Origin of the sequence: Psychrobacter sp. APC 3426, assembly GCF_030408035.1 — a bacterium.
Taxonomy (GTDB): domain Bacteria; phylum Pseudomonadota; class Gammaproteobacteria; order Pseudomonadales; family Moraxellaceae; genus Psychrobacter.
In genome coordinates, this window is sequence record NZ_JASDCF010000019.1 from 1 (window position 1) to 19,881 (window position 19,881).

The following is a 19,881-nucleotide window of genomic DNA, read 5'->3' on the forward strand; positions in this document are numbered from 1 at the left end:
ACCCCAAGCCCTGCGATATGAGTCGCCACCAAGCGATTCATCTCACCTGCCGCGACCACCAATAAGGTACGACTGGGCAAATCATCAAATATTTGCGTCACTAATTTGGCGGCGGCATAGCTAAGGGACACCGCTTGTGCACCGACTTGGGTTTCATTACGCACCCGTTTGGCAGCAGCAAAGACTTGATCGACAATCCAGCCAAGCTGATTGCTTAGGGCTTTTTGATCTTGTGCGAGATGGACAGAGCGTTTTATTTGACCGAGGATTTGCGGCTCACCCAATATCATAGAATCGAGACCTGCGGCAACTCTGAGCCAATGGGTCAAAGCATGAGTGTCACGGTGCACGTACAGATAGGGGTCGACCTCAGTCAATGGCAACTGCTTAAATTCAGCCAACCACTTTTTAATTTTGATAATATGAGCGCTGATAGCAGCCGAGGACAAGTTAGCGCTTGCCTGTATAGACTTATCAGCAACTTGCGGCGCTGTTGATGGGGCTGTAGCTAAAATCTGAGGCACCAGTGCATAAATCTCAGTGCGGTTACAGGTCGAGACGATCACGCTGCCATCGGTAAAAGCCTCTAGCTGTTTCAGTGCGACATTCACATCGTCACCCACAAGCGCCAAGCGCTCTCGTAGAGCGACTGGTGCAGTTTTGTGATTGACCCCAATGACCACTAATCTCATTATTGATAGACCATAAATATGACGCGCACCTGCCAGCCCTACTATCTGCTTGTTTTTAAAGAAACAGTTTTGGGCGACAGCGCTGAAAGGAAAACCCTAAAACCGCTTATTATATCATTATTGCGGCTTCAATTAACACTCACTCACCTATGCAGGCTATTTGCTTGTATCTGGGCACATGAGTGACAAATCAACTACCTAGACGACTTTTATAGGTAATAGTGTTGTTTCGTCTATATATTGGTGATGAAGGTCAGGGAAATAGTAGTTTATTCGCTTTATTTTCGCTAAGCCATTATATTTATAACGTATTTTAAAAGTCTTTTGAAAAGGTTTTTGACTATAGGTAGTGAAAAATAATATAGATACATTACGCGCTGCTGATATCAATTTTTCTTGCTTGCTGTGCCTACGCAGACAGAGGCTACAAAAAATTGATATCAGCAATACCGTAGCGTTTTTAGGGTATTTTGACTATAAGTGCTGCTAAAACGAGATTCTTTAAGTTGCTTTACCCTATCAAATGACATTACCAGTAGCGATACGTGAGTCACAGACAGTCGAGTAACACGGCCACTATTGTTTATGTTGTCAATCTACTCTTATAATGTTTGTCATACATAATTTGTCATATATAAAATAGTATCGATATAAGTTTTAGTCGTCAGATTTGAGATGATAAAAATACAGTTACCTTGTCAATAGGTAAAGATTGGGCGAACACAGTTATCTATGATTTTTTTTGGATCATTATTTCGAGTACAACCGGCACTTAACGAGCAATTGAGCCTTCGTGCTTTATTAAATATCGTTATCGAGCGTCTATGCCAACGTTACAAGCTAACCTTATCGTTGGCCATTTGCCTGTGCCTGTCATCTCCTGTCCATGCCAATCATCCTGATAACCCATCGACAGCACATATTCCTAAAATATCAGCAGTTACCAACACTCCTAACGTTATCAATCGCAATATCGTCGCCAGAGACAATAGCGTTGCCAATCACGTCAGCGCCACTAAAAACCACGCAGTGATGGATGTGTCCAGTGATAAAAGCTCACAAACCATAGAAGAGACAGCTGACATTGATGGTCTGGCGCCAGCAAGTATCTGGCAGCCGGAGCTCAAAGAGCCGAGCCTATATGCGCTATTAGATGCTGAGTTTTCTGCCTCGCGTAATGACAAACGGCGTGCCGTGACTATCTATAAGCAGCAATCCTTTAAAGAAGATGCGACCGCCGTTTTTGAGCGTGCGCTTAGCTTATCTCTACGTAATGAAAGTATTGGCGACTCGTTACAGTTTGCCAGAACCTGGCAAGACCAAAACCCTGATCACGTACCGGCTTGGTTTTATGTCGCGCATCTGGCATTACGCGCCCATGATTATGTCTTAGCGGGTGAAACGCTTAACCGCATTTTACGTTATGACCCGCGGGCAGATCTCAGCGAAATCCTGATTGGTATCTATCCCAATACCGATGCTGATAAACGCGACCTACTCGCCGCATTGCAGCCGCTTGATAGTGAACAAAATGCCTCGCTATCGGTATTGAAGGCCGGTCTACTCTATCAATTTAATGAGCCTGAGATTGCCATTGTCCATATCAATCGTGCCTTGGAGCGCCAACCTGATTACGTCCCCTTTATTACTCTAAAGGCAGATATCTTGCGCAAAATCGTCACCGCTGAAACTGTGGTCAATTACCTCAGCCAAGCACGCCTGCGCAACCCCGATAGCAAAAGCTTATACCTATACGAGATTCGTTATTTATTGGATTTAAAACAAAGCCAAGAGGCGTGGCAGTTATTGCTGCAAGCGCACAATCGTTTTAGTGATGACGCTGAGATTACCCTGCTTGCGGCCTTGGTCAGCTTGGATATCGAAGAATACGATAGCGCTGACCAACTACTCAATATATTGGCAAAAAGCCCACGCTATCTTGATCAAGCTTACTACTATTTGGGTATCAGCGCCGAGCGCCAACAACGCTTTGAGCAAGCCAAATACTATCTCAATGGTGTCATGCAAGAAGACTTGGTGTTAGAGGCACGTAGAAAGGTCGTGGCGTTTGAATTGCTTAATGATGATGTCGATGCGGCAATCGCTACCTTACAAAAATTGCGCAAACAATTCAGTGTATTTGCCCCTGACACCTATGTGATGCAAGCCGACATACTATGGCAGCAAAACGAGTCAGAAGAGGCGCTACGCCTATTGACGCGGGCTGCCCGTAAGTACCCTGATAATGAAATGCTGCTGTTCGCGCGCGTGCAGCTCCTCGACGACCAAAACGACTATATCGTCAAGCGCACCCTCCTTAACCATCTACAAGCGCTAGATCCGAGCAACTTAACCTATCAGCTCAGTTACGCGCAGCTGCTACTAGCCAACGAGCGTAGCTCTGAGCAAGGCTTGGCGCTCGCAACCAACATCATACAAATCCCGTATGATGACCCACGCTATGATAATGAGCTGCACTTACAAGCGCTCAACGTCTTGGCAGGCAGCGCTTTGGCCAATGAAAACTATCAGCAAGTCATTGATTATTTGCAGACACCTTATGATGTCTTTCCGACCCTACGCTCTGGGACATTGCTACTGCGCGCCTATCAGGGCTTGGGTAATAATGAAAAGGTCGATGCCCTACTGGTGGATTTACAGCAGCGTTTCTCATTTGGTCAAAGCAATATCAATGACCGAATACAGCTGTATTAAATTGAGTTGTTAGTACACTCTATCGCTGATGAGCTATTTTTGTTTTGGGCAACACCCATTCATGATTACAAGGCACTTATAAGAAGCTAACAGCCACGTATAAGCGAGTAACAAATAAAGCTTAAGCTACCCTCTAATTAACATCATTACTTTTGCAAACTTGTCTATTTTTGAGGATATATCATGTCAGTCGCCATCACGTCTTTTAAGCCAAACCTTAAGTCTAATAAGATAGCCCTACTCTCTGCAATGGCCGCCGCAATGCTCATTACCTCTGGTTGCCAGTCTCTAAAAACCGCCAATGCGACCCATCAATCAGGTACGATGATTCAAGGGCAAAATAGCGAAGAACCACAGAAACTTGAGAGCTTTAACATCACTGGTAAGATTGGGGTGACAACACCAGCAACTGATAGCAATGGTGCGCAAGGTGGCAGCGCCTTTTATGCATGGGGTCAGCAAAACGATCGCTTTGCTATTGAACTGATTGGTGCGCTCGGTATTGGCAAAACCAATATCGAATATGATGGTCAAACCGCGACTTTGGTCAGTGAAAAAACCGGCACATTGACCGCTGATGACCCTGAAACACTGCTAAAAAAAGCCACTGGCTGGCAGGCACCTATTTCACAAATGCCCTACTGGATTTCTGGTCGCCCAGCGCCTTCAGACAGCGCGCCACAGCTGGATGAGCAGAACCGTTTAGTCAACTCGGTCAACGGCGAATGGACCGCAAGCTTTACTTACAAAGGTTCTGACAAACTGCCTGTGAAGATTAGCGCGGCTCAGCCTAAAGGCAATAAAGTCGTCATGACTATTAATCATTAACGCAACCAATTAAGCATTAGGGCAACCCATAAGTGGTTATCGATAAATCGGTAACCATTTATCAAATCATCACTGCATACCAACACCCGCGTCTGTCATGAATATCTATCAATCCTCATAATGACTGAGAATTACGATTAACCACTATGATTAAAAAATTGCCCGCGTCATCCACTACTACCATCACTCGCTTATCTCCGGCAAAGATTAATTTATTTTTGCACATCACCGGAAAGCGTGCCGATGGTTATCACAATCTGCAGACGGTTTTTCGTCTGGTTGATTGGGGCGATTATCTGCATTTTTCAGCCACAGATGAAGTGATCACTACTGATGACTCTTTAGACATTGATACGCTATGTAGTCAGTTGTTAGTATTAACAGGTGCAGAAGCGATAACTACGAGCTTAGAAGACAATCTAATCTTTAAGGCCGCACGCGCCCTATTAAAGGCAGCCATAGCATCGTACAAACTACCTAACCAGCTTTCGCCAATACAAATCATCTTAGACAAGCATTTACCAATGGGCGCAGGCTTAGGCGGTGGCTCTTCCAATGCTGCCACTACCTTATTAGCTTTAAATGAGATTTGGCAGCTTAATTTTACTCAAGGTGCGCTGATAAAAATCGGTGCTACGATTGGCGCAGATGTACCCATATTTATCTTTGGGCAAGATGCCATTGCCATGGGCATTGGTGAAGAGCTGACAGCCATTGATTTTCCTGAGCAGCAGTATTTAGTATTGACGCCTGATGCGCATGTCAATACGGCTGAACTGTTTGCGCACTCTAAATTGCGTCGTGATATCGGCCCACTATCGATTGCAACCATCAAAAATCAGTTCAATGAGTATGACCAACATTTAAACACGCCTTATCAAAATGTCTTTACTCCAGTGGTGACGAGCCTCGCCCCTGCTGTCGATGAGGCGTTACAGTATTTGCATGGTCTAGAAAAAGTAGCATTGGCCACAGCACGTATGACTGGCTCTGGTAGCGCGGTGTTTTTGCCATTGGATGCAAGTGTTGCCAGTGATGAAAAGCTTTTGGAAAAGTGGATTGACGAGGCGCCTTGTACGGGGCATGTGGTGAAGAGTTTATAGGGTATTATTAAAAAGATGGGCTGCGAACAGCGTACAAAATGGACACGGATGGCTAAAAATGGTGCGCTAGGCATACCCTATTCAAACTCTCAAATAAGTTGGTATTAATATGAACCATTCATATCTAAATAAGAGTCTAATAACCGCCACAGTTTTTATTTGCTTATCATCAAGTTTGACTGGATGTGCATTATTATCTAAATCTCACGATGAATCTAATGCGAATCGCTTATCCGATACAATAACTTTGCCACAACAGCTAGACGTAAAAGTAAAAGACAGCCCTCAAAATATAGAGGTTTCTCAGCAGAATTCTATAGTCAGCTCGCCTACTGAACTATTTACTTATGCTGCTACGCTATCAATGCGTGAGATTAATTTTGTTTTCAAAGGTAAATACGTTATCAAAAACAACTGCTTATACTTTGTTAAAAATAACAATGAGTATCTTAGCCCTATTTTTTATCCCGATAGAGCAATTTTTTTTGAGAATGAACAAGCCATTTCTCTAAATGGAACCAAAGTCAAACTCGGTGAGGAGGTTGTCACTAGCGGTATAATTAGAGAGCATATAGGTAGTTACTATTTACGAAAAGGGGATACTGTCATCGAAGACCCAGAAAATACAGCTTGTTTGACGGAACCTGCAATATTTATGAGTGGTAGAGTGGTCAATCCTCTCGTCTAAAAGAAAATCACACAACACCAGCTTACGATTGACAATCGTAATAAGAAACCTCTATTCACTACAATAGTAGTTATGCAACTCAAGATAATTCATTTAGTTTCGAATAAATGCCATAAAAAGCCGCAAATGACTTGCAAAATCTGAAAATTTACTTATAATAGGTCGCCTCAATAGGGGTATAGCCAAGTTGGTAAGGCATCAGGTTTTGATCCTGACATCCGTTGGTTCGAGTCCAGCTACCCCTGCCATTTTTTAGTTCGGATTGCTGCTTTATAGCAATTGACAACACCTTCCCAATTTCGGTATAGTTCGCAATGAACACCGCTAGGGAACGCCGTCTTAGACGGTTAATAGGTAACGACGCTAGTCTAATGTTTTATTAGCATTCAGCGCTCGTACTACCTAGACATTACAGGGGTATAGCCAAGTTGGTAAGGCATCAGGTTTTGATCCTGACATCCGTTGGTTCGAGTCCAGCTACCCCTGCCATTTTTTACTGTAATAGTAGTCTTCAATTAGTTTCACCACTCTTTTCTATATTTGGGCAGTTAGACACTGCTTAGCGGTCGCTGCTTGAGTCAATCAATAGGACTTCAGTCATGCCTTATTTGGCAATTTTTACGGGCAACGCCCATCCTGAATTAGCGAAAACCGTCGCCGACCACCTACACATCCCTCTTGGTAAAGCTGACATCACGCGTTTTTCTGATGGCGAAATTGCTGTGGAAATCAAAGAGCACGTGCGCGGTAAAGATGTGTTTATTATGCAGCCTACCTGTGCACCGACCAATGACAACTTGATGGAAATCATGATGATGGCCGATGCTTTGCGTCGTTCTAGTGCCGGTCGTATCACAGCTGTCATGCCATACTTTGGTTATGCGCGCCAAGACCGTCGTCCTCGTTCAGCTCGTGTACCTATCTCTGCTAAAGTCGTCGCTGACATGCTAAACATCGTTAGCATCGACCGCGTCATGACCGTTGATTTGCACTCAGATCAGATTCAGGGTTTCTTTGATATCCCAGTCGATAACATCTACGGCACGCCTGTACTTTTGAACGACTTACAAAAGCAAGACTACGACAACATCATGGTGGTTTCACCTGACGTTGGTGGTGTGGTTCGTGCCCGTGCAATGGCCAAACAATTAGGCGACACTGACATGGCGATTATCGATAAGCGCCGTGCCCGTGCCAATGAGTCACAAGTCATGCACATCATCGGTGATGTTCGTGACCGTGATTGCGTTATCGTTGATGATATGGTCGATACGGCAGGTACGCTCTGTAAAGCAGCTGAAGCCCTAAAAGAAAACGGCGCCCGTCGCGTATTGGCTTACATCACCCACCCTGTCCTATCGGGTAATGCACTGAAAAACATCAGCGAGTCAGCATTGGATGAAGTGGTTGTGACTGACACCATTCCATTATCACCTGCGGCTCAAGCCTGTAGCAAAATCCGTCAAGTAAGTATCGCCCCGATGTTGGCTGAGAGTTTACGCCGCATCAATAACGAAGAATCTATCAGCGCGATGTTTGACGCCTAATCTGATGTTTGAATGGTTGCTCAAGGGTTGTTGTAGTCTTTGAGCGCCATAGTCGTTATAAAAGTCTATTTGAATACTAAAAAACAACGTCAAGTGGCCCCATTTGGCGTTGTTTTTTGTTTAGGCATTTGACGTAGGTCTTTATTATTGCTACAAAAGCACGTATAATGCGCGCCTGTATACATCATTAGCTAACCTCTATTATTTTTAGATGCTTTATAGTTAGCGACATGATTGATACTTTCTAAAGTATCGATTATCCAGTGGTAGACTGGTCGCAAGTCTATTCTCTCTGGTAGATACTTCACATACTCTCTATAGGATTATATCCATGGTTATTGATCATTTTGCAATCAACGCGGTTGACCGCTCTGCTGAACAACAAGGTAAAGGTGCGAGCCGCCGCCTACGTAAGCAGAACCTAGTTCCTGCTATCATTTATGGTGGCAATGAAGAGCCAATGGCTATCTCTATCAAAATCAACGAGCTAGTAAAGTCGCTTGAATATGAAGCCTTCTTTTCACAAATCTTGACCATCACTACTGATAAAGGCGATGAGCATCAAGTGGTTATCAAAGACCTACAGCGCCATCCTGCTAAAGGTTTCCCAATGCATGCTGACTTTCAGCGCATTGTGAAAGGTCAGAAGATCAACATGAACGTTCCTCTACATTTCGCTGGTCGTGAAGAAGCGCCAGGTACTAAAGCTGGTGGTATCTTATCTACGCTAGTTTCTGATATCGAAATCGTTTGCCTACCATCACAATTACCTGAATACCTAGAAATCGACGTATCAGGCATGGAAATCGGTGATCTATTCCGTCTATCAGACATCAAACTGCCTGAAGGCGTTATCATCTTCGATCTTGATATGGAAGATGCGCATGACCGTACTGTTGTTAACATGCAGCCACCAACGGTTGAAGAAGTTGACGAAGACGCTGAAGAAGTTGATGCAGCTGACGTACCTGCTACTGAGCAAGGTGCTGAAGAGAAGAAAGACGAAGAGTAATAAACACTCACTAGGTAGCGATGTTATTTTCATTACCTAGTAGCAGGTTTATTTAGTCAAAAAACAGCAGGTGATGAATATCTCCTGCTGTTTTTGTAAGTAAGGTTTGAATATTAAAATGATTGCTATGATTGATTGGCATCCTCCAAACCTTACGCCTCATTTATTAAATTTAAGCAGGGTGTTTGAATGGCCATAAAGCTTATTGTCGGTCTTGGTAATCCTGGTCAGCAGTATATGTTTACGCGTCATAATGCAGGCTTTTGGTTTGTCTATCATTTGGCGCAGCAGTTCAACATTACGCTCGCTCATGATAAAAAATTCCATGGCTTGACGGGACGTGGACAGATTCATGGTGCTGATGTGCGTTTGCTGATGCCATCGACCTTTATGAATAAATCGGGTCAGTCAGTGGTGCCGATGGTCAACTTTTATGGTATCGACAACGATGAGCTATTGATTGCTCACGATGAGCTCGATATTCCGGCCGGTAGCATCAAACTTAAAACAGATGGTGGTCACGGCGGACACAATGGCTTACGCGATATCACCCCGCATATTGGCAATGACTTTCATCGCCTGCGTGTGGGTATTGGTCATCCTGGTCATAAATCTAAAGTCAGTGGACATGTCCTATCTAAAGCGTCTCCCGATGAGCAAGTTGCCATCGATAGCGCATTGAGCGCCGCTTTTGATGCTTTGCCACTCCTATTAAGTGGTGACATCGAAAAAGCCCGTTCACAAATTAATGGTTTTAAACTGCCTGAATAATATGGCGTATAATCTCAACAGCCTTTTATTTTTGCAAACCCATCCCCATTAACCTTATGATTTCGTTCATTAATATCAGTTACGCTAAGGAAGCAACCTATGCTACTTAATATGCTTAAATGCAAATTACACCGCGCCCGCGTCACCCATGCAGAGCTGCACTATGAAGGCTCATGCGGTATCGATGGTGATTTATTAGACCTCGCTGGTCTGCGTGAAAACGAATCTATCGATATTTATAACGTGACCAATGGCAAGCGCTTCCGCACTTATGCGATTCGCGCTGAAGCTGGCTCTGGTATTATCTCGTTAAACGGTGCCGCCGCTCATATGGCTGACCTAGGCGATATCGTCATCATCTGTGCTTATGCGCACTTTGATGAAGCTGAAGCCGAAACGTACCAGCCAAAACTGGTGTATTGCAACGAAGACAACACGGTGAAAGACACTGCCAATATTATCCCTGTGCAAGTGGCTTAATACATTAAATGTTATCTTAAAACGAGCTGTCAATTATTAGCGTTAACGTATTAAACAAATTATTGTACTCAAAAGCTGAATCTAAATAGGGTTCAGCTTTTTTTATGTTCATTGAGGTATTTTAACTAAGGAAAATGATTGATGTGGTTGGCGGTTATTGCAGTATTGGTCGGTTTGGCAATTTTGGTTTGGAGTGCGGACGTCTTTATTGACGGTGCGACCGCATTGGCAAAAAAATTAAGCGTGCCCAGTTTTTTGATTGGCGTTATTATTTTGGGGCTTGGTACGTCCGCGCCTGAAATGGTGGTATCGGTACTGGCAGCATTAGAAGGCAGTCCTGAATTGGCATTGGGTAACGCCTATGGCTCAAACATCATCAATATCGCTTTGGTATTGGGTGCGACGGTACTGATAAGCCCCGTTATCATCCATAAAGGCATCGTAAAGCGTGATCTACCGATACTGGTAGGGATTACCGCTCTGGCAGCGTGGCAACTGCGTGACGGGCTGCTAAGCTTTACTGATGGATTGGGGCTGTTGGCATTGCTTGTGGTGGTTTTGGCTATTCAAATCGTGATGAGCTTACGAGAAGGTCGCTCAAAACACGTAGACGCAATCAGTAACGGCACCATCTTGGATAGTCAATTATTAGCTAATGAGATGGTAGAATCAGACGAGACGGAGCCCAGTTTACTGCGCGGCTTGGGTGCGCTGTTTGTTGGACTATTAATGCTGGTTGTCAGCTCGCGCGCCATTGTTTGGGGCGCGGTTGAATTGGCAACGTTTTGGGGATTGAGTGAGCTGATTATCGGCTTGACCATTGTAGCCGTTGGTACATCATTGCCTGAACTGGTGGCCAGCTTATCCGCAGCCCGAAAAGGCGAGCACGATATGGCGCTTGGCAATATTATTGGCTCTAATATCTTTAATACCTTGGCGGTTGTCGGTCTAGCGGCGCTCATCGCCCCCATCACTGCCAACCCAATCATCTTAGCGCGCGATGTCATGGCGATGATCATCATCACCTTACTGCTTGTCGTACTCTGTATCTTTGCTTTTGTCACCAAACGTCCATTTGGTCGAACTTCTGGCGCGACGCTGATGCTATTTTTCGTCGGTTATACGATATGGCTCATGCAAACGGTCAATATGTAAGTATTGGGGCGGGTGTGCTACTACCGCTTTGAATATATCGCTAACTGTTATTTTTAGTTCATTTGTTTTGCTTACGATTTCTAATCACTCGCCAGAGCCCTTCATTTTCTGTTTTGGGCATTTTTAAGGTAATGGTGTTTGAGAGCATATCTTGCACCGCAAGACCACGACGATTAAATAAGCAAAAGACGTAGTTGAATATCAATCCGAGAAAAGCGCTGGTCAATAAGATAGCACGCGACCCACCGATGAGACTGCCAATAATGCCAAATAACAACGGCATCAAACAGGCTGCCAGAATGCGCTTAAAGGACTGTCCCCATGTCAACAAGTGGCCGGCGTTGTTGACAGTCTTTAGACGCCACGTTTGCATACCCAGCGTCTGTCCACCACGGCGCCAAAATATCCCATAAAACCCTACCAAGGTCAGTACAAAAGACGGCGTCATGACGATGTTTTGGTACCATGTCGGCAGTGACTGTGCCTGTGACGATTCAGTGCCCGTCTCCATGGTCAACAGCGTGCCAATGACCGTCAGTAGCGTACCCACCAAAAACAATAATGCCAAAATTAGCATGCCATCATAAAGAATGGCAGCCATACGGGTACTGGGCTTGGCAATCATCGCTTCTTCAACTTCAGAGGCTGGATGCGCTGAGGTTTTGATTGATTGTTTTGCTTTACTGCTAGCTTTTGGCGACGGTTTTGACATGATACAAGCCCATAACAAGCGAAAAATAGAGCGCTCATTGTACCGTAATTCAGGCGCTTATCGTACATTATGATAAGACAAGACTTTTGATGCAAAAGACGGTTGATTGAAAATTTATAGGAAGGCAGAATTTAAAATAGAAATGTAAAAAAACGACAGACATAAAAAAATCGCCAAATTGTCATAAGACAGGCGATTGATTTAGTTTTTTTGTTAGCTTAATCACTATATTAATAATGTAAGCCAGTATGCAAATGGTGCGCCTGGAGAGATTCGAACTCCCGACCCCTTAGTTCGTAGCCAAGTGCTCTATCCAACTGAGCTACAGGCGCGTATTTTGCACATCATCTACTGCGTTGTTGATAACAATTGCAGCAAATTAGGTTGGTCATTATATAGATAATATCGCTTGTGTCAATATCTTTATTAGATAAATTCAAAATATTTTTGAACCATTTACTAAAAAGACAATTAACGCTGTTTTTGCGTTACTACTCTACTAACAACTGAATAAATGGCGGTGAAGGAGGGATTCGAACCCTCGATACGCTTACACGTATGGTTCCTTAGCAGGGAACTGGTTTCAGCCACTCACCCACTTCACCGAACGATTTAAGACACTTATCAAAATATTTTATAAAAATAGCTTTTAAAAAAATACTCTTTTAAACATAGTATCGATGCTAACGATACGTCTTATGTCGTGGGCGAGTATTATAACAAAGCCAAAACGAATTGCAAGCGTTGTCTACAGATTTAACGCGGCTTTTGCCATAATTATTGATTTAAATGGTTTTAGCTCTTTTTAATGGTTCAAATCGCCGTCTACAGCAGTAAGAATATCCTAAGTTAGCTCTTAATCTTACATTATTAAGAGCTGCGACATAAGAGGTTTACTGCTATGGCTTTTTTGCCATTGTATGGCTATAGTATTTGTTACTCATTTTAGTCATAAAAGGAAATGTTATGCGACCAGTGGTACTGTGTTTTTCAGGATTGGATCCCTCGGGCGGTGCTGGATTACAAGCGGATATCGAAGCTGTCGGTCAAGCTGGTGCTCATGCTGCCATCGCTTGTACAGCTGTCACCATACAAAACTCACAGCAAGTATTCGGCTTTGAAGCTTGTAGCACTGAACTGGTCAGAAATCAAGCCATGGCAGTGCTCGAAGATTTGCCAGTAAAGGTTATCAAATCGGGCATGCTCGGCACTACTGATAATATAAAGATGATGACTAGATTATTCGCTAATAAAGTGATTAAGAAGAACACCCCTTTTGTACTTGACCCAGTATTGGTCGCCAACAGTGGCGGCAGCTTGGGCGATGAGCAAACCTTGGTCGCTGCGTTTCGAGAGCTGCTGCCCTACGCGACATTAATCACGCCAAATACGCATGAGCTGCGCGCACTTAGCGGTGAGCAAGACTTGCACATTGGCGCACAAAAGCTTTGCGCACAGGGGACGCATGCGGTATTGGTGAAGACCTCACATGATTTCGATAGTGGCGATATCGAGCAGTATCTGTATAGTAACGGTGAGATGGTACATCAAAGTATTTTGCCACGTTTAGAGGGCGAATTTCATGGCTCTGGCTGCTCATTGGCGAGTTTTATCGCTGGGCGCTTAGCAATGGGCGATGCGCTTATCGATGCAGTCAAAGCAGCAGACAGCTGGATTACTCAGACACTGCGTGCCGCTGACGTGCCGCATCCTGATGATGTGACAGCCCAATTGATACCCAATCGTTTTGTAGAGTTTTAAAATAATTTATAGACGATGAATAAGAGAAGGGTGCGCTATATATGATAGCGCACCCTTTTTTCAAATATTTTATGAGGTCGTTATGTGTTCAAGTCAGCAAATGCTAACTTAACCCAGCATCGGCATAAAGCTTGCGGCCAAGCCACCGATAAATATCTCAAGCAAATAGAAAGCTAAAAATGCAACCATTGGTGATAAATCAAGCATGCCTAAGTTTGGCGTGATACGACGAAACGGGGCCAAGATAGGCTCTGCTAGATTAACAATAATACCGATAATTGGATGCTGAGATTGGGTAAACACCACAATCCAACTGACGATAATGGAACCTATCACCAAGTAACGACACATGCGCAAAAAGTCTAAGAGCAAGCTGGTGGTACCCGTGAAAAACAGCGGCACAGGCGCAATACCTTTATGCGTCAATGCCGCTTTCCCAGAGATATCGATTAGGCGAATTAAAAACATCAGCACGATAGCAGCAAGACTGATACGACCTTGGGCGACAGTTGGGAAAATGCGCCCAAACACATCGACAATATGAGTTGCTTTATAGGCAGGTGCAATCATCGGATTTCTCGCATCCATACCTGCGAACTGCAGCATAAAACGAATGAACACCAACATCATGGCGAAGGTGGTGACCAAATCAAAGATTTGAAATAACATGTTGTTCATGAAGTGCTACTCAATGTGACGTTATTAACGGGCTCTAAGATGACGAGTGTCATTAGCAGGCGTTGGTTATTAGTGCAAATAGGGCATCTCATGCATGATGACATACCCTATCAATCGATGATGAACAGTCAATAATGAATGACTACTTACTCATCTCTTCGCTCAGGGCTTGGCTGCGATCGTAACAAGCCTGCATGGCTTCAACAATTTGACGACCAATGTCATTGGCTTGCATGGACTCAACCGCCGCTTGGGTGGTGCCGTTTGGTGAAGTTACCTTGCGACGTAACTCAGCGGGTGCATCATCACTACCCATCGCCATTTTTGCCGCACCTAACATGGTTTGCATCGCCAATGCAGATGCTTGCTCTTTATCGAGTCCTAACGCGACTGCGCCATCGACCATCGATTCGATAAAGTAAAACATATAAGCCGGCGCTGAACCTGACACAGCGGTTACCGCATGCATATGCTCTTCGTTATCCACCCACATGACCAGCCCTGATGCTTCCATCACAGCCGTTGCTAGTTGCTTTTGTTCTGCAGAAATGTCATCTGTACCGTATAGACCAGTAGCACCCATCTGAATCATCGCGGGCGTATTTGGCATGGCACGTACGATATGGCTGTAGCCACCCAACATGTCAGATAAAAGAGCCGTCGACAGACCTGCTGCCACTGAAATCACCAGCTGATTGTCTAAGGCATCAGCAAAAGCGCTGACCACAGGTTTCATCACCTGCGGCTTGACCGCTAGTACCACGATGTCAGCATCGATAACAGCAGCTTTGGCGTCAACGGTTGGGTCAACCGCATTCAACCCTTTGGCAGCCAATTGCTCACGCGCTTCGCTACTAGGGTCGGCAACCGTAATAAGACTTGGTTTGACACCGCAGCTGACAAGCCCGCTAATCAAAGCCTGCGCCATGTTTCCGCCGCCGATAAAGCTGATTTTCTTATTATCTAATACTGACATACATGTCTCCTACTCAACAAATTCAAAGGTATTCAAACTAACATAACGATAGATAAAATGACACTCAGTTTACCATACTGCTACTGGCACCGTTTGATAAATTCAACCTGCAACTTATTGCCTCAAAACATAGAAACCATACATCAAAGTTAATGTCATAAATCTTTTAGTGCCATAAAATTTAGAGTACACCGTGTACGGTGTTTATAGTCATATGGCTTTTGATCAGTGCGGCAAGCTGTCTGTACGCAAGACGAATGTTGCTATCAGCTTTTAAACAGTCGCATTCTAAAATCCAGCTTTCAAGAGGAGACAGGAGTAAAATAGGACACGCTATTGGACTCTCATTCTCCAAAAGCTCGCTTTCAAAACTGTCCTCATTTATCAAAGCCACACTCACCACCACCAAGCTCTCGCGTAGCCACAATGGTATGCCCAACGTTTGATAAAGTTTTTTCCCCGCTTGTGGCCGTGTTGCTAGTGCGGTTTGGATACGTTGCTTGCGATCTAAGGCGGTCAAGGTAACCTTAACTTTATCTTGATGGCTTTCTAGGTGATGTTTTTCTACATGATGGCTTTTTAATAGCTGCGTCAAAGCATTTGGCACAATCTGCACTTGCCACATAAAATCGCTATTCACACGCAGCGGTATAGAAACAGAATTATCATCAGATAAATTAAAATCAGCCATAGCGAGATTTGGTAACGTCTGAATTGTTTCGGTAATCGGTAGCTTAAACCAAGCCAGCCAGTCACTACTGAGACGATAAAGCTGCTGACGATAACGGCGAATGGTATAAGACTCTTTGCGACCTTGCCAATAGAGCTCCGTTTGATGGTTATGATCATCACGTTGGCTCAGGCTTAACACATCATCGACTAGCTGCTTAGCGGGCGGTAATGGCTCATCTTGACCGAGCCAATGGTGCAATAATTGTCGCTGACGAGACAGTGGTAAAGCTTGTAACTTATTGATATTGAGCACACGTTGGGCTGGCGGTAATTGGAGTGACGCTACTTCTACCTGCTGCAAGTCCTCGACTGCTTGAGCACTAATGATTGATTGTGCATCCGTTAGTAGCTGCGCGCTACGAGCAATATTATCAATGACGTTTGGATTATACTTGGCCAATACAGGCATGATGTCGCGGCGCAATCCGCTACGTACATTATCGCCAGTATCATTGGTCGGGTCATCGATATAAGGCAGTTTGAGACGCTTGGCATAAGCGCTGATATCGGCACGTCGCACAGTCAGCCAAGGTCGCCATAGTATGTTGCGATGCCTACCCTGTGTCTGTTCACGCCATGTCTGCATGCCTGACAGGCCATTGACCCCTGCCCCTTGAATCAAGCGCATCAGCACCGTTTCCGCTTGATCATCAGCGTGATGGGCGAGCAGCAACACATCATCTTGATTGAGCTGCGCACGCATTATGTCATAACGCGCTTGCCGTGCAGCTTGCTCATCATGGCCGTCCACTTGTGCATGTAAAATCTGACAAGGTATGTTTTGCACCGCCGCCCACTGAGCCACATGTGTTGCCCAAGCACCGCTACCTGCTTGCAAACCGTGGTTGACGTGTAGTAATTGCGGTAAAAAAGGCAACTTGCCTTGTTGATAAAGCTGTACGCATAGCGCTGCTAATGCCAACGAATCACGCCCACCACTGCATGCCAGCCACAGTCGCCGGCCATGCAGCTGTGCACCATACTCAGCCAGACTGCTTAATAGTGCCTCTGCCAAATGACCATCAATAGGCAGCGCAGCTATCGGTTCAATAGAATATGGGAGGATTGCGCTATGAGTCATTATTCACCTTATTACTATTATTGACCTAAATTCATTGAAGACCAACCAATCACCGCGTAAAGCCGATGATTGACTGTCATGTGAATAAGCGTGGACATAAATGAGCAGCCACAAAAAAACGCGCCATAAAATGACACGTTTTTATTTTAGCATTAAGTGCACTATCTAATAGTAAAAGCTAAGCATGAGCGACCTAACATATCAGCAAGGCAACATCACTTCTGAGTTAAAGGACTTCAGCTTTTCGTAACGCAGCTCGCAACGCTCGTGTGCATCCAAATCTTTAATCTCGTCCAACTGCTCTGCGATGAGCGCTTTCAATGCAGTCATCACAGGCTGTGGCTGGATATGCGCACCCTCACCTTCTTCGATGACCGCATCAATCAAACCCATCTGATATAAATTGATGGCATTTAGTTTTAGGGCTTCACTGGCATCTTGTGCTTTTTCAGCGGTTTTCCATAAAATAGAAGCACAGCCTTCAGGAGAGATAACCGAATAAATGCTATTTTGTAGCATATTCACTTTATCGCCAACCCCAATTGCCAATGCCCCACCTGAACCACCTTCACCGATGATAGTGACAATGATAGGTACTTTTAGGCTAGAGAATACCGCGATGCTTTCAGCGATGGCTTGCGCCTGACCGCGCTCTTCCGCACCGATACCAGGATATGCGCCTTGGGTATCGACAAAAGTCATGACCGGAATATTAAAACGCTCAGCCATTTTTACCAAACGAATAACTTTACGATAACCCTCAGGATTGGCCATACCAAAGTTATGAGCGATACGCTCACGAGTGCTGCGACCGCGATGTTGACCTATCACCATCACAGGCTCGCCATCAAAGCGCGCAAGCCCGCCGAGAATGGCTTTGTCATCGGCATAAGCACGATCACCATGCAACTCATCAAATTCGGTAAACATCTGATTAACATAGTCCATAAATAATGGACGCTTGGCGTGCCGTGCAAGCTGCACACTATCCCAGACAGTGCTCATAATCGCTTCCCTTTTATAATTATGCTTAATATAGCTACATTTATTTGGTTATGTCTAACGGGTTACATACAAAAATAAAATCATCATCGACTTTTCAATAATGAAAGTACAGTTGTAAACTCAATAGAAGCTATAGTAGCACATCTTAAATCGCATGACATTACTGACAAAGGCGAATTTGTTACGTGAATCTGCATCATGCTCATTATAATAGTAACGGTTTTGACCTATGGATTAACGCTTACGCTTCGACCACGCTCAGCTTTACGCCCCATTTTGCAAACTGATCAATTTCCGTATGCAAATCAGGCAACAAGAAAGCATAGTGCTCACTACTATCGGCAACCGTAATCTGCCAGCTATTATCGCCAATGACTTTTAATTGCAACGCTGGCAACTCATAATCACTACGGCTGTGATGCGCCAGTACCGCTAAACGCAATAGCAAACAGAGAAAAACAAGCTGGTTTCCACCGATGGTACAGGTCTGCTCTAGCATATCGGACTTGAGCTTACGACGATGGTTGAGCATCAGCTGCGCCATACGCTTTTGATCGACTTGCGAGAATCCTGGAATATCCGAATGTTCAAGCAGATACGCGCTGTGCTTATGATAGCTACTATGACTAATCGCCAACCCTATCTCATGTAAAAATGCGGCACGCCTCAGCAAATCCCCATCTTCACTACTAAGATTAAGCTTTTCTTGTACTTGTTCAAATAAATGACGACTGGTTTTTACCACCTGTTTGGCTTGTTTTTTATCACCTGAATAACGCTTAATCAGCGCCAATACACTGCGGTCACGTACGTCTTCACTAGCAAAGCGTCCAAGCATGTCATACATCACGCCTTCACGTAGCGCCCCATCTGAATAAACCATGGTCTCAATGCCCAGCACTTTCATCACTGCACGCAGTACCGCAACGCCTGCTGGGAATACCGCTTTACGATGCTCCTTGACGCCTTCTAGCTCAATGTCATTGACGTTACCAATTTTAAGCAATAACTTCTCTAATTTTTTCACGCCTTTATAGGTGATACGCTCTTGCTCATCCGCCCAACCTTTAGATACCAACACATTGCGCACCGCTTTAATTGTGCCACTTGAGCCTACGACACTGCTCCAGCCCACTTTTTGATAGCGACCATTAATCGCTAGCACTTCTTTTCGGGCGCCAGATATCGCATTATTAAAGGCCTCTTTGGTAATCTGCCCGTCCGCAAAATACTTTTGCGTAAAGGCGACACAGCCCATCTGTAAGCTTTCAGTCAATAACGGATCGAACTCTTGACCGATGATAAACTCCGTCGAGCCACCACCAATATCAATGACCAAACGCTTATCACTACTGGCATTGGTATGGGATACGCCCAAATAAATCAAGCGCGCTTCTTCTCGTCCCGCGATAATCTCAATGGGCTTTGGCAAAATCTTATTGGCACGAGCAATAAAGTCATTGGCATTTTTGGCCTGACGGAGCGCATTGGTCGCGACCACACGAATACGCTCCGGCGGCACTGAATCTAAACGCGCCACAAACCGGCTTAGACATTCAAGTCCGCGCTTTTCGGCAGCAGCACTGAGGATATTATTTTCATCCAGACCAGCTGCGAGCTGTACCTTTTCGGACATAGACACTACTTTTCGCACCTCGCCATGGTCAAGACGAGCAATGGCTAAATGAAAACTATTGGAACCGATATCAATGGCTGCCATCATTTCATCATCGGCGATTGGCGGATTTGTAAAGTAGTCTATTGGCATAGGAAAAGTCGTTACCATGTCAGATAAATGAGAGAGGGTATTGGTCAAAGTCTGATAGTTAATGCATGAAACGATTGATGTACGAAAGTCACAAGCATATGAATGTGTACTATTGCCACCAAACTGTTCACGTATTTGACTCAATTTTTGCCATTAAAGCATTTATGCCAAACACTG

16 protein-coding genes, 4 tRNA genes and 1 pseudogene are annotated in these 19,881 nt (G+C 44.6%); 12 read left to right on the forward strand and 9 right to left on the reverse strand.

The genetic code is table 11. From position 1 onward, the window contains the following. A pseudogene (locus tag QL919_RS09800) lies at positions 1-692 on the reverse strand (glutamyl-tRNA reductase); the annotation flags it as partial. A gap of 732 nt (positions 693-1,424) precedes the next feature. On the opposite strand from QL919_RS09800, the gene QL919_RS09805 reads away from it, so the two are divergent. From QL919_RS09805 to QL919_RS09855, 11 genes are all read left to right on the forward strand, one after another. Next, complete coding sequence (locus QL919_RS09805) at positions 1,425-3,407, forward strand: tetratricopeptide repeat protein (protein ID WP_290189363.1); 1,983 nt, start codon at positions 1,425-1,427, stop codon at positions 3,405-3,407. Between the two features lie 183 nt (positions 3,408-3,590). Next, on the forward strand, positions 3,591-4,235 hold the full coding sequence (lolB, locus tag QL919_RS09810; protein ID WP_290189364.1) for a lipoprotein insertase outer membrane protein LolB: 645 nt from the start codon (positions 3,591-3,593) through the stop codon (positions 4,233-4,235). A 146-nt stretch (positions 4,236-4,381) separates the two neighbouring features. Continuing rightward, entirely contained in the window at positions 4,382-5,338 is a 957-nt protein-coding gene (ispE, locus tag QL919_RS09815) for a 4-(cytidine 5'-diphospho)-2-C-methyl-D-erythritol kinase (protein WP_290189365.1), read from the forward strand. A 109-nt stretch (positions 5,339-5,447) separates the two neighbouring features. Then, positions 5,448-6,026 (forward strand): hypothetical protein, encoded by a 579-nt coding sequence (locus QL919_RS09820; protein ID WP_290189366.1) that lies wholly within the window; start codon positions 5,448-5,450, stop codon positions 6,024-6,026. A 172-nt stretch (positions 6,027-6,198) separates the two neighbouring features. Beyond that, positions 6,199-6,274 (forward strand) — tRNA-Gln (locus QL919_RS09825). Positions 6,275-6,439: 165 nt separating this feature from the next. Continuing rightward, positions 6,440-6,515: transfer RNA gene (locus QL919_RS09830), tRNA-Gln, on the forward strand. 110 nt (positions 6,516-6,625) lie between these two features. Further along, complete coding sequence (locus tag QL919_RS09835) at positions 6,626-7,573, forward strand: ribose-phosphate pyrophosphokinase (RefSeq protein WP_173239542.1); 948 nt, start codon at positions 6,626-6,628, stop codon at positions 7,571-7,573. Positions 7,574-7,904: 331 nt separating this feature from the next. Further along, positions 7,905-8,585: a 50S ribosomal protein L25/general stress protein Ctc gene (locus QL919_RS09840; RefSeq protein ID WP_290189367.1), complete on the forward strand. Its 681-nt coding sequence runs from the start codon at positions 7,905-7,907 to the stop codon at positions 8,583-8,585. Between the two features lie 189 nt (positions 8,586-8,774). After that, positions 8,775-9,356 carry an aminoacyl-tRNA hydrolase gene (pth, locus tag QL919_RS09845; RefSeq protein WP_290189368.1) on the forward strand — a complete coding sequence of 194 codons (582 nt, stop codon included), beginning with the start codon at positions 8,775-8,777 and terminating at the stop codon, positions 9,354-9,356. 99 nt (positions 9,357-9,455) lie between these two features. Further along, complete coding sequence (gene panD, locus QL919_RS09850) at positions 9,456-9,836, forward strand: aspartate 1-decarboxylase (protein WP_149490449.1); 381 nt, start codon at positions 9,456-9,458, stop codon at positions 9,834-9,836. A 141-nt stretch (positions 9,837-9,977) separates the two neighbouring features. Continuing rightward, a complete protein-coding gene (locus tag QL919_RS09855) occupies positions 9,978-10,991 on the forward strand; it encodes a calcium/sodium antiporter (RefSeq protein WP_290189369.1) in 1,014 nt (337 codons plus the stop codon). 58 nt (positions 10,992-11,049) lie between these two features. Here the strand turns inward: QL919_RS09855 and QL919_RS09860 are convergent, their stop codons facing one another. The 3 genes from QL919_RS09860 to QL919_RS09870 all read right to left on the reverse strand — a co-directional run bounded on the left by QL919_RS09860 (position 11,050) and on the right by QL919_RS09870 (position 12,308). Beyond that, positions 11,050-11,703, reverse strand: coding sequence for an RDD family protein (locus tag QL919_RS09860; RefSeq protein ID WP_290189370.1), 654 nt, complete (start codon positions 11,701-11,703; stop codon positions 11,050-11,052). A gap of 255 nt (positions 11,704-11,958) precedes the next feature. Next, positions 11,959-12,035: transfer RNA gene (locus QL919_RS09865), tRNA-Arg, on the reverse strand. A 183-nt stretch (positions 12,036-12,218) separates the two neighbouring features. Beyond that, positions 12,219-12,308: transfer RNA gene (locus QL919_RS09870), tRNA-Ser, on the reverse strand. Positions 12,309-12,669: 361 nt separating this feature from the next. On the opposite strand from QL919_RS09870, the gene QL919_RS09875 reads away from it, so the two are divergent. Beyond that, a complete protein-coding gene (locus QL919_RS09875) occupies positions 12,670-13,464 on the forward strand; it encodes a hydroxymethylpyrimidine/phosphomethylpyrimidine kinase (RefSeq protein WP_290189371.1) in 795 nt (264 codons plus the stop codon). A 108-nt stretch (positions 13,465-13,572) separates the two neighbouring features. On the opposite strand, the gene QL919_RS09880 is transcribed toward QL919_RS09875, so the two are convergent. The 5 genes from QL919_RS09880 to ppx all read right to left on the reverse strand — a co-directional run bounded on the left by QL919_RS09880 (position 13,573) and on the right by ppx (position 19,704). Beyond that, on the reverse strand, positions 13,573-14,142 hold the full coding sequence (locus QL919_RS09880) for a YggT family protein (protein WP_290189372.1): 570 nt from the start codon (positions 14,140-14,142) through the stop codon (positions 13,573-13,575). Positions 14,143-14,284: 142 nt separating this feature from the next. Further along, a complete protein-coding gene (gene proC / locus QL919_RS09885) occupies positions 14,285-15,118 on the reverse strand; it encodes a pyrroline-5-carboxylate reductase (protein ID WP_290189373.1) in 834 nt (277 codons plus the stop codon). A 181-nt stretch (positions 15,119-15,299) separates the two neighbouring features. After that, entirely contained in the window at positions 15,300-16,931 is a 1,632-nt protein-coding gene (gene tilS / locus QL919_RS09890; RefSeq protein ID WP_290189374.1) for a tRNA lysidine(34) synthetase TilS, read from the reverse strand. A 201-nt stretch (positions 16,932-17,132) separates the two neighbouring features. Beyond that, positions 17,133-17,936 carry an acetyl-CoA carboxylase carboxyltransferase subunit alpha gene (locus QL919_RS09895; protein WP_290189375.1) on the reverse strand — a complete coding sequence of 268 codons (804 nt, stop codon included), beginning with the start codon at positions 17,934-17,936 and terminating at the stop codon, positions 17,133-17,135. Between the two features lie 241 nt (positions 17,937-18,177). Further along, positions 18,178-19,704, reverse strand: a complete 1,527-nt coding sequence (ppx, locus tag QL919_RS09900; RefSeq protein ID WP_290189376.1) for an exopolyphosphatase — start codon at positions 19,702-19,704, stop codon at positions 18,178-18,180. Between the last annotated feature and the right edge of the window lie 177 nt (positions 19,705-19,881).